This is a genomic window from Nonomuraea lactucae, from assembly GCF_003313395.1.
GTDB lineage: Bacteria > Actinomycetota > Actinomycetes > Streptosporangiales > Streptosporangiaceae > Nonomuraea > Nonomuraea lactucae.
In genome coordinates this window covers 1-9593 of the sequence record NZ_QNFZ01000181.1, presented here as the reverse complement: position 1 = coordinate 9593, position 9593 = coordinate 1, and the positions used below count along the sequence as shown (strand labels likewise).

Annotated in this window: 11 protein-coding genes; 6 read left to right on the top strand and 5 right to left on the bottom strand. The window is 71.5% G+C overall.

Annotated elements, in window-relative coordinates; genetic code table 11:
- The first annotated feature begins 177 nt into the window (after positions 1-177).
- On the top strand, positions 178-489 hold the full coding sequence (locus DQW85_RS44400) for a VOC family protein (RefSeq protein ID WP_162794915.1): 312 nt from the start codon (positions 178-180) through the stop codon (positions 487-489).
- Positions 490-562: 73 nt separating this feature from the next.
- The gene (locus DQW85_RS11825) at positions 563-1315 is read left to right on the top strand and encodes an SDR family NAD(P)-dependent oxidoreductase (protein WP_113700381.1); all 753 of its coding nucleotides are present in this window, start codon (positions 563-565) and stop codon (positions 1313-1315) included.
- A 135-nt stretch (positions 1316-1450) separates the two neighbouring features.
- Here DQW85_RS11825 and DQW85_RS11820 read toward each other — a convergent pair whose 3' ends face one another.
- Positions 1451-2668, bottom strand: coding sequence for an ABC transporter ATP-binding protein (locus tag DQW85_RS11820; protein ID WP_113700380.1), 1218 nt, complete (start codon positions 2666-2668; stop codon positions 1451-1453).
- Positions 2669-2845: 177 nt separating this feature from the next.
- Here DQW85_RS11820 and DQW85_RS11815 point away from each other — a divergent pair, with 177 nt between their 5' ends.
- Positions 2846-3928 carry a LacI family DNA-binding transcriptional regulator gene (locus DQW85_RS11815; RefSeq protein ID WP_113700379.1) on the top strand — a complete coding sequence of 361 codons (1083 nt, stop codon included), beginning with the start codon at positions 2846-2848 and terminating at the stop codon, positions 3926-3928.
- Between the two features lie 18 nt (positions 3929-3946).
- Here the strand turns inward: DQW85_RS11815 and DQW85_RS11810 are convergent, their stop codons facing one another.
- Both DQW85_RS11810 and DQW85_RS11805 read right to left on the bottom strand, forming a co-directional pair.
- Positions 3947-4765, bottom strand: coding sequence for an alpha/beta hydrolase (locus DQW85_RS11810; protein ID WP_240197101.1), 819 nt, complete (start codon positions 4763-4765; stop codon positions 3947-3949).
- A 172-nt stretch (positions 4766-4937) separates the two neighbouring features.
- Positions 4938-5420, bottom strand: coding sequence for a glutathione peroxidase (locus DQW85_RS11805; RefSeq protein ID WP_113700378.1), 483 nt, complete (start codon positions 5418-5420; stop codon positions 4938-4940).
- A gap of 187 nt (positions 5421-5607) precedes the next feature.
- Here DQW85_RS11805 and DQW85_RS11800 point away from each other — a divergent pair, with 187 nt between their 5' ends.
- Both DQW85_RS11800 and DQW85_RS47910 read left to right on the top strand, forming a co-directional pair.
- Entirely contained in the window at positions 5608-6006 is a 399-nt protein-coding gene (locus DQW85_RS11800; RefSeq protein WP_113700377.1) for an aggregation-promoting factor C-terminal-like domain-containing protein, read from the top strand.
- A gap of 359 nt (positions 6007-6365) precedes the next feature.
- Positions 6366-6872: an aggregation-promoting factor C-terminal-like domain-containing protein gene (locus DQW85_RS47910; RefSeq protein WP_338043375.1), complete on the top strand. Its 507-nt coding sequence runs from the start codon at positions 6366-6368 to the stop codon at positions 6870-6872.
- A 95-nt stretch (positions 6873-6967) separates the two neighbouring features.
- Here DQW85_RS47910 and DQW85_RS11790 read toward each other — a convergent pair whose 3' ends face one another.
- Positions 6968-7618 carry a TetR/AcrR family transcriptional regulator gene (locus DQW85_RS11790; RefSeq protein ID WP_113700376.1) on the bottom strand — a complete coding sequence of 217 codons (651 nt, stop codon included), beginning with the start codon at positions 7616-7618 and terminating at the stop codon, positions 6968-6970.
- An 84-nt stretch (positions 7619-7702) separates the two neighbouring features.
- Between DQW85_RS11790 and DQW85_RS11785 the strand changes: the two genes are divergently transcribed.
- Positions 7703-8818: a ferritin-like domain-containing protein gene (locus DQW85_RS11785; RefSeq protein ID WP_113700375.1), complete on the top strand. Its 1116-nt coding sequence runs from the start codon at positions 7703-7705 to the stop codon at positions 8816-8818.
- Positions 8819-8882: 64 nt separating this feature from the next.
- On the opposite strand, the gene DQW85_RS11780 is transcribed toward DQW85_RS11785, so the two are convergent.
- On the bottom strand, positions 8883-9593 hold a 711-nt coding region (locus DQW85_RS11780), incomplete at its 5' end, for a DUF6537 domain-containing protein (RefSeq protein WP_338043374.1).

The following is a 9593-nucleotide window of genomic DNA, read 5'->3' as shown; positions in this document are numbered from 1 at the left end:
CCAGCGCCTGCGCGCGCGCCCGCGCCGCTCCGGCGCCGCCTCGCCGTCCGCCTCCGGCGCCTCCGACGTCTCGGTCGTAGTGCTCACCCGCTCCGCCCGCCCTCGCTCTACTCGCGCACACTTCCTGCGACCGACCCTAGACGCTGCGCGGGAGAGGCGAGGGCGGGCTCGCCCGGCCTGGCCTCGCCGACTGTCCTGAGCTGGGCCGATGCGAGTGAGGTTCCTGGGAACTCTCTCAGGTGGGCGCCGGCGGGCCCCCAGGGGCGGGGCCCGCGGCTGTTCCTGAAGCAGGTGAGGGAGCCCAAGACGCAGAAGATCCGGCTCCACCTCGACGTGCGGGTGGCGGAGGGCCCGCCCGACGAGCGGTGGGCCAGGGTGATCGAGGAGGTCGCCCGCCTGGGCGCGATCGGGGGCACGGTGCTGCGGGAGTTCCCCGGCCACCACGTGGTGATGGCCGATCCCGAGGGCAACGAGTTCTGCGTCTGCTGAGCGCCTCCCCGGGGCCCTCGCGCGCTCGGCCCGGCGACGCCACGACGGGCGCGTGGAGAGTTAGGGTGCTGGCATGCCCACCGCATTGATCACCGGCGCTACCGCCGGCATCGGCGCCGCCTTCGCCAGGCGGCTGGCCGCAGACGGCTTCGGCCTCGTCCTGGTGGCGCGCGACGAGCGGCGGCTCGCCGAGGTCGCCGACCAGCTCAAACTCAGATACGGCGTGACCGTCGAGGTCCTCGGCGCCGACCTCGCCACCGACGACGGACTGGAGCGCGTCGAGGCGCGCCTGCGCGACGGGGTCGACCTGCTGGTCAACAACGCGGGCTTCGGGCACCCGGGGAGGTTCCTGGAGGTGCCCGTCGAGGACGAGCTGCGCATGCTCCGGCTGCACTGCGAGGCCGTGCTGCGGCTGACGCTGGCCGCGCTGCCCGGCATGAAGGAGCGCGAACGCGGCGCGGTGATCAACGTCGCCTCCGTCGCCGCGTTCTTCGCCCGCGGCACCTACGGCGCCTCCAAGGCGTGGGTGGTGAACTTCAGTGAGTCCGCCGCCGCCGAGATCCGGCAGCCCAGGGTCAAGGTCATGGCGCTCTGTCCCGGGTTCGTGCGGACCGAGTTCCACGAGCGGGCCTCGATGGACATGTCGGGGCTCCCCGGCTTCCTGTGGCTGAAGGCCGACGACGTGGTCAACGAGGCCATGCGCGACCTGGCGCTGGGCAAGCGGGTGTCGGTGCCCGACGTGCGCTACAAGGCGATCGTGGCGGTGGGCAGATACCTGCCGCGCGGCCTCGCGGGCGGCATCTCCGCCCGCCTCGGCCGCCGCTGACCACCCTGCCGCGTACGGACCTGCGCCTCCCAGAGGCGGCGACCCGCCACATGGGCGGGCCCCCGCCGCGGGAGGGGGTCGCGGTGGGGGCCCAGTCGGTCAGGAGCGGGGCCCCTGGCCGAGAACCGGTGGGCTCTACGCCCTGATGTTGGCCGCGTGGCCGATGGACAGGCCCGACGTCGGGTCGAAGAAGTGCATGTTGTGCGTGTCGACGACCAGGTCGATGTTCTGGCCGGGTCGGACATGGCTGCGGGCGTTGACCCGGGCGGTCCAGAGCGACTTGTCGCCCACGAGCGGCAGCGTGGCCTCCTCGTCGTCACCCGTGTCGGCGGCGGCGACGGTGTCCTTGTGCTCGACGGGCGGGGCGTCGATGAGGAACAGCACGTTGATCTCGGAGCCCAGCTCCTCGGTGACCTCGGCCCTGACGGGCAGGGTGGCCCAGCCGTTGGCGTGGGTGCCGGCCGATCCCGCGTCCTCGAAGTCGGAGGGGCGGATGCCGAGGATGATCTTCCGGCCGATGTACCGGTCGAGGCCCGGCTTCTCGACGAACGTGGACTCGGGGATCGGCAGCCTGATGCCGGCGAAGGCCACGGCCGCGCCGCCGTTGCGGACCAGCTCGGCGGTGACGAAGTTCATCGACGGCGAGCCCATGAACCCGGCGACGAACAGGTTGACCGGCTTGTCGAACAGGTTCTGCGGGGTGTCGACCTGCTGCAGCAGCCCGTCGCGCAGGACGCAGACCCGGTCGCCCAGGGTCATGGCCTCGACCTGGTCGTGCGTGACGTACACGGTGGTGACGCCGAGCCGCTCGTGCAGCGTGTTGAGCGAGGCGCGCATGGAGACGCGGAGCTTGGCGTCGAGGTTGGACAGCGGCTCGTCCATGAGGAACGCCTGCGGCTCGCGGACGATCGCGCGGCCCATCGCGACACGCTGGCGCTGACCACCGGACAGGGCGGCCGGCTTGCGCTTGAGGTAGGTCTCGAGGCCGAGCATCTTGGCCGCCTCGTTCACGCGCTTCTGGATCTCCGGCTTGGGCATCTTGCGGAGCTTGAGGCCGAACGCGAGGTTCTCCTCGACCGTCATGTGCGGGTAGAGCGCGTAGTTCTGGAAGACCATCGCGATGTCGCGGTCCTTCGGCGGCAGGTGGTTGACGACCTTGTCGCCGATCGCGATCTCGCCGCCGCTGATGTCCTCGAGGCCGGCGATCATCCGGAGGGCGGTCGACTTACCGCAACCTGACGGGCCGACCAGCACCATGAACTCGCCGTCCTTGATCTCAAGGTTGAGCCCGTTCACCGCCTTCACGCCACCGGCGTAGATCTTGTCGACGTTGGTCAGAACGATGGATGCCATGACAGTCCTTCGCGTCCTGGGCGGCGGCCCGAATATCGTGGGGGGTACCACTCTCGTGGATACGTTTTCAAGCATCTCACCCGAAAGGGGCATCTGCTGTCAAGAGTCCGTGTGTGAGCAGCTTATGCGGAGCGGCCGGGGTTCCGGTTCGGTGGAAAGCATGATGGAATCGATTCCATGGAAGCGAAGCGGGCCACCATCAAGGACGTGGCCGAGGCGGCCGGCGTGGGCGTGGCCACCGTGTCGCGGGTGCTGTCCGGCGGCTCGGCCAGCCCGCGGACGAGAGAGCGGGTGCTGGCCGTCGCCGCGCAGCTCGACTACCGCCCGAGCGCGCTCGGCCGCAACCTGCGCCAGCGCCGCACCGGCGGCATCGGCCTGCTCGTGCCCGACCTGACCGACACGTTCTTCGGCCAGCTCGCCGAGGGCGTGCTGGCGTGCGCGCGTTCGGCGGGGGAGCCCGTCGTGCTCGGCTCCACGGGCGACGACCCCGAGCGCGAGGCCGAGCTGGTCGGGATGCTCCTCGAACAGAGCGTCGACCGCGTGATCGCGGTGCCGTCCGGGGGCGCGGACACCTGGACGCCGGTGACCAGGGCGGGGATGACCGTGGTCTTCGCCGCCCGGCTGCCCGCCGAGCCCGCGGCCGACGACGATCACGGGGTCACCGCCGACCTCATGCTGCTCGACGGCGTCGCCCCACCATCCGCCGGGCGCGCCGCCGACGTCTCCGCGGTCTCCGCCGTGCCCGCCGTCCTGGCCGACGACGGGGCGGGCGTCCGTACGGCGGTGCGCTACCTCCGGGGGCTCGGCCACCGGCGCATCGCCTTCCTCGGCGGACCCGGCCACGACAGGAGGGTGGCCGCCTTCCGCGAGGCGGTGGGGCCGCCGGTGGACGAGGAGCTCGTGGTGTTCGCCACAGGCAGTCGTGACTCGGCCTACGCGGCGGCCTCGGGCCTGTTCCAGAGCCGCCCCGACCTGACGGCCGTGCTCGCCGCGGGCAACGTGCTGGGGGAGGCGGCCGTGCTCGCGGCCAGGGAGCTGGACCTCCGGGTGCCGCGCGACGTCTCGCTGGTGATGTACGACGACGTGCCCTGGGCGGAGCTGTGCTCACCTCCGCTCACGGTGATCGCCCAGCCGGGGCGCGACATCGGCTACCGCGCGGCCGAGCTGGTGCTCCGCGGCGGCAGGCGGACCCGCAGCGTCGTGCTCCCGACCGAGCTGATCGTGCGCGGCAGCTGCGGCCCCCGCCGCCAGCCGTACTGACCGCGGGGCCCTGCCGCCTCAGCGGGTGCCGCCCACGCGCCCGGCCAGGTCCACCACGGCGCCGACGACTTCCGGCCCCGTCAGCATGGCCAGGTCGTTGTGGCCCGCCGCGGGCACCTCGACCAGCCTGGCCTTCCCTCCCGCCGCCTCGGCGACCGCCCGGCTCAGCTCCGGCGGCACGATGGTGTCGCGGGTGCCGTAGAGGACCACGATGGGAGCCCGGACGGCGGCGATGCGGCTCGCGACCGGGAAGCGGTCGCGCAGCAGCAACCGGACCGGCAGGATCGGGTAGTTCGCCTGGCCCGCCGCCGCCAGGTCGGTGAAGGGGGAGCGGAGCACCAGCCCCTCCGGCGGCCTCTCCAGGGCGAGGCGCGTCACCACCGCCGCGCCCAGGCTCTCGCCGAAGTAGATCACCGGCGAGTCCCCCAGGAACCGGCGCGCCGCGAGGACGTCCCGATGGAGCCCTTCCTCGCTCGGACTGCCGGGGTTGCCGCCGTAGCCCCGGTAGTCCATCAGCAGCACCGCCAGCCCCTGCGCGGCGAGCGCCCGGGCCAGCGGCGCGCGATGCAGCCTGTTGCCCGCGTTCCCACCCGCGATGAGCACGCTCACGCCCCGGTCGCCGGGCACGTGCCAGGCGCCGAGCCGGATCCCGTCGTCCGTGGTGAACGAGACGTCACGCGCTCCGGGGATCACCTGGCCGGCGGGCGGCAGCGGGCTCCGGTCGGGCAGGTAGATCAGCGAACGCTGGAACACCCACAGCAGCCCGGCCAGCACGACCAGGACGGCGAGCACCACGAGAACGCCGCGCGTCACGGCCGCCTCGCACCCGCGCGCCACCCGGCCACCCCGGCACGGACCACGCCCATACACGTCATGTTCGTACACCCACCCCACCGCCTCCACCCCCGCCCTATCCCTGGGTGTGGAGGTCGGACGAGGGGATCTCTCTCGCGTGCGCGCGGGAGGGGGGGCGTGCGCCGGTGGTGAGCCCCGTTCCGAGCCGCGGTGGCTAGAGGATCTTCTCGATGGCCGTGGTGATGGCCGGGTTCTCCGGGGTGATGCCGGGGCGGAAGCGGGCTGCGATGACGCCGTCGCGGTCCACCAGGAACTTCTCGAAGTTCCACTCGATGTCGCCCGCCTGGCCGCCCGCGTCCGAGGTCTCGGTGAGGGCGCGGTAGAGGGGGTGCCGGTCGGGGCCGTTGACGTCGATCTTCTCCAGGATCGGGAAGTCCACGCCGTACGTGACCGAGCAGAACTCCTGGATCTCCTCGGCGGAGCCCGGCTCCTGGCCGTGAAACTGGTTGCACGGTACGCCGACCACGGCGAAGCCCTGGGGGCCGTACTGCCGGTGGAGGTTCACCAGGCCCGTGTACTGCGGGGTGAGGCCGCACCTGGAGGCCACGTTGACGATCAGGAACGGGCCGGGGGCGAGCTCGCCGAGTGAGGTGGGGACGCCCGCGAGGGTGCGGAGCGGGATGTCGCGAAGGCTCATGAGCCGACCCTATAGAACGACACTCGGCGCAGTTTTGTGACGAGGTCCACAATTTACCGATAAAGGCCCTGAACACGGATGTATCGAGATCTTTGCCCGGGATCTATCCTTTCATGGTCAATTCGCGACAAACGGTGTGTGTCAGGCAGGGTGGCGCGGTCCCCGACCCCGTCTGAAAGGCATCCGCATGCCCGTGCTCCGCCGTACCAGCGTCCTGCTCATGTCCGCCGCCCTGGCGACGGCGGGCGGGGCGACGGCAGCAGAGGCGCAGAGCTCCCAGGCGACCAGCGTCCGCAACAAGGCCATCGCCCGGCCCATGGTGGCCAAGCGAGGCTGGAACAGAGCCCAGTACCGGTGCCTGGTCCGGCTCTGGGCGAAGGAGAGCGGCTGGAACCATCGGGCCGCCAACGGTTCCGGCGCCTACGGCATCCCGCAGGCGCTGCCCGGTCGCAAGATGGCCGCCAAGGGCCGCGACTGGCGCACCAACCCCAGGACGCAGATCGCGTGGGGGCTCGGCTACATCAAGCAGAGGTACGGCTCGCCGTGCCGCGCGTGGGGCCACTTCCGGTCGCGCCACTGGTACTGATCGGTCGCGCCGCCGGGAGTGATCCCGAATCCCAGCCCGGCGCCCGTTTCCCGCCAAGGACGGGCCAACGCGGCGCCGGGCCGTCCCAACCAGGTCCAGCGAGACGGCCATCCCTCCAGAACGATCGAGCAAACACCTGTCCTTCGCGTGTCTCAGTCTCTGACCGGCGACGACGGCGCGTAATAGAAACCCGCTAGAGGACACGTCGCGGGCCCTGCGGGCCGCCTGGCCGGATCAGGGCGGTGACAGATCCCGGAGCGGCCGCGCGGACCCTCCTCGTCCGAGCCACGGACGCGGACCGGCAGGGCCCCGGAACAGCCGGGACGCCCGTCCGCACGCGACCCGACAGAAGGATCGCATTGGACAGCAAACGCGTGCTGCGCGGCACACTCGCCATGATGACGACGGCCACCGCGCTCAGCGCCACCACGGGCGCCACCATGATGGAGGCCCGCGCGGAGGCCGAACCGCTGGTTCTGCACGAGAGCCTCTGGAAGGCGCCAGTCGTGAGAATCCGCACCTGGCGGACCACCGCCAAAGCCCGGGTCGTCGCCAAGCGGCCCAGGAGCAGGAACAAGGAGATCGCCCTGGACCACGTGGTCCGGCGGTCCTGGTCCTTCCGGCAGTTCCGCTGCCTGGACAGTCTCTGGACCAAGGAGAGCAACTGGGACCACCGCGCCTACAACAGCTCGTCGGGCGCGTACGGCATCCCGCAGGCGCTTCCCGGCGGGAAGATGCGGGGGGCGGGCAGTGACTGGCGCTCCAATCCGGAGACGCAGATCCGCTGGGGACTGACCTACATCCAGGGCAGGTACGGCCTGCCGTGCGATGCCTGGGGTCACTTCCTGTCGCACAACTGGTACTGACGCAGCTGGTAATGACGCAGCCGTTCAGGGGAAGGAACGGCTGCCCGGCGCGCCGAGCGCGTGCCTTGTGAGAGTGTCACGGAGGGCATCCGGTCTCACCGGGTGCCCTCCCGGCGTGCCGGGTGCACGGCGATGGCCTGGATGAGCATCTCCACCCCGAACTCGAACTCGGCCTCGTGATCACAGCTGACCAGCAGCGGGGCCAGCTCGCTCACGTGGGGGAACAGCTCCGGATCGACGTGCTCGGCGCTGACCGCGCGGTGCTGCTGCGGCGGCGCGAACGTGGGCGTCACCCCCACCTCGCGCAGCAGCGACCCGACGATGAAGGCGATGAACATGCGCAGCATCCGGACCGCGTCGATCCCGTCGAAGCCGGCGCCGCGCAGCGTGGCCAGCGCCCGCTCGACCGGCAGCAGCCCGGCGCTGGAGTGGAGCGTGCGGCTCACCACGAGCATGGTGGAGCGGGGGTAGTGGTGCGCGATCTGCCGGAACGCGTGGGCCTGCGTCCGCACCCGGTCGCTCCAGTGCGCGCCGGGGTCGTCGGTGAACTCGATGCCGCTGAGCACGGTCTCGGCGACGCCGCTCAGCAGGGCGTCCTTGTTCGGCACGTGGTTGTAGAGGGACATCACGCCGACGCCCAGCTCCGCCGCGATGCGCCGCATGGACACCGCGTCGGCGCCCTCGCGCTCGATGAGGTCGATCGCCGCCGCGAGGATGCGCGCCCTGGACAGGGGCTCCGTGGTCATAGCTCATTCTATTGACGTACGTACACCGTACGTGCAAGCTCGAAGGTGTACGTACGGTGTACGTCGCCCCCCGCCGGAGGTCCGATGACGACGCACGATCTCTACACCATCCCCGCGGAGCTCTCCACATGGAACGTGGAGATGGCCGGCACGACCAGGTTCACCTGGGAGTACGACGACGGCCGGGACCGCATGCTCGCCCTTTACCAGAAGGGCAAGGACAAGCAGTGGGACTCCACCAAGCGCATCGACTGGGACCTCGAGGTCGATCCGTACAACGTGCTCGGCATCCCGGACCAGACCATCGCCATCTACGGCACCCCCCTCTGGGAGCGGATGAGCGAGCAGCAGCGCCGGGAGGTGCGCCGGCACGGCGTGGCCTGGCAGTTCTCGCAGTTCCTGCACGGGGAGCAGGGGGCCATGATCTGCTCGGCCAAGATCGTGGAGACCGTGCCCGATCTGGACTCCAAGTTCTACGCCGCCACGCAGACCATGGACGAGGCCCGCCACGCCGAGACCTACGCCCGCTTCCTGCAGGAGAAGGTGGGCCTCGCCTACCCGATCAACGAGCACCTCAAGGCGCTGCTGGACAGCACGCTGACCGACTCACGCTGGGACATGCCCTACCTCGGCATGCAGGTGCTCATCGAGGGGCTCGCGCTGGCGGCGTTCGGCGTGATGCGCGACATCACCACCCAGCCGCTGCCCAAGCAGATCCTCGCCTACGTCATGCAGGACGAGGCCAGGCACGTCGCGTTCGGCCGGATGGCGCTGCGCGACTACTACGGCAGCCTGTCGGAGCGCGAGCTGCGCGAGCGCGAGGACTTCGTCATCGAGGGCTGCTACCTGATGCGCGACCGCCTGCGCGGCCGGGAGACCTGGGAGACCATGGGCCTGTCCAGGGCCGATATCGACGAGGCCATGGCGGCGGTCGACCACTCGGAGTACCTGCGGCTGTTCCGCTCGCTGCTGTTCAGCCGCATCGTCCCGTGCGTGAAGGACATCGGGCTGTGGAGCCCGCGCCTGCAGCGGGCGTACGCGGACATGGGCGTGCTGGAGATGGCCGGCCAGTCCCTGGAGGCGCTGATGAAGCAGGACGAGGACATCGCCGAGCACCTCGATGAGGCCCGCTTCGCGCGGGAGGAGGAGGAACGGCACGCGGAGGTCGCCGACACCATCGCCCTCGGCCAGTCCTCCTGACGCCCTCCCCGTCCCGCCGTCTTCCCCGTCCCGCCGTCCTCCACGGGCGGCAGGCGGACGGCGGTCAACGGCCGCTTCGGGGGGCGGGCTCGCGGTCCAGGCGGGCGAGAGCCGTCGCTGCGCGGTCGCGGAACTCGGCGACGCGGGCGAGCTTGATGTCCTCGTAGCCGCGGACCATCTCCGGCAGGGCCGCGATGGCCTCCACGTCGTCTGCGGTGTCCGGGATGAGCCGGTCCAGCGCCCGGCGGACCAGGTCGCGATACTCGCCGACGAGCGCGCGCTCGACGCGGCGCACCCGGGCGTAGCCGAAGACGTCGAGCACGGTGCCGCGCAGCACCCGGGCCGCGCGCAGCCCGCGGAACAGCGCCCCCGCCCCGCGGCGGATCCTGATCTTGCGCCGGACGCCCATGGCGCGCAGCAGCGGCGGGTGCAGCAGCACCGACACGACGGCGTCCGAGCCGAACTCGCGCTCGCGCCTGGCCCGCTCGGCCGGGTCGAGGTGCAGCCGGGCAACCTCGTACTCGTCCTTGTACGCCATGAGCTTGTGCAGCCCCCTGGCGTAGGCCAGGCCCACGCGCGTGCCGGCCTCCTCACCGGCCTGCTGGGCGGCGAGCGCGGCGACGTGGCGCACCTCCTCCGCGTACGAGCGGGCGTGGGCCGCGTTCTGGTAGCCGGTCAGGTCGGCGACCCGCACGGCCAGCACGTCCTCCAGGTCTCCGCCGGCGGGGTCGGGGGCCGGGGCGGCGGGGAGCGCGGCGCGGAGCACCGCCTCGCG

Coding starts and splice junctions, on each gene's coding strand:
- DQW85_RS11825 (WP_113700381.1), top strand. CDS start 563: ATGCCCACCGCATTGATCACCGGCGCTACCGCCGGCATCGGCGCCGCC.
- DQW85_RS11815 (WP_113700379.1), top strand. CDS start 2,846: ATGGAAGCGAAGCGGGCCACCATCAAGGACGTGGCCGAGGCGGCCGGC.
- DQW85_RS11805 (WP_113700378.1), bottom strand. CDS start 5,420: ATGAGCCTTCGCGACATCCCGCTCCGCACCCTCGCGGGCGTCCCCACC.
- DQW85_RS11820 (WP_113700380.1), bottom strand. CDS start 2,668: ATGGCATCCATCGTTCTGACCAACGTCGACAAGATCTACGCCGGTGGC.
- DQW85_RS11800 (WP_113700377.1), top strand. CDS start 5,608: ATGCCCGTGCTCCGCCGTACCAGCGTCCTGCTCATGTCCGCCGCCCTG.
- DQW85_RS11785 (WP_113700375.1), top strand. CDS start 7,703: ATGACGACGCACGATCTCTACACCATCCCCGCGGAGCTCTCCACATGG.
- DQW85_RS11790 (WP_113700376.1), bottom strand. CDS start 7,618: ATGACCACGGAGCCCCTGTCCAGGGCGCGCATCCTCGCGGCGGCGATC.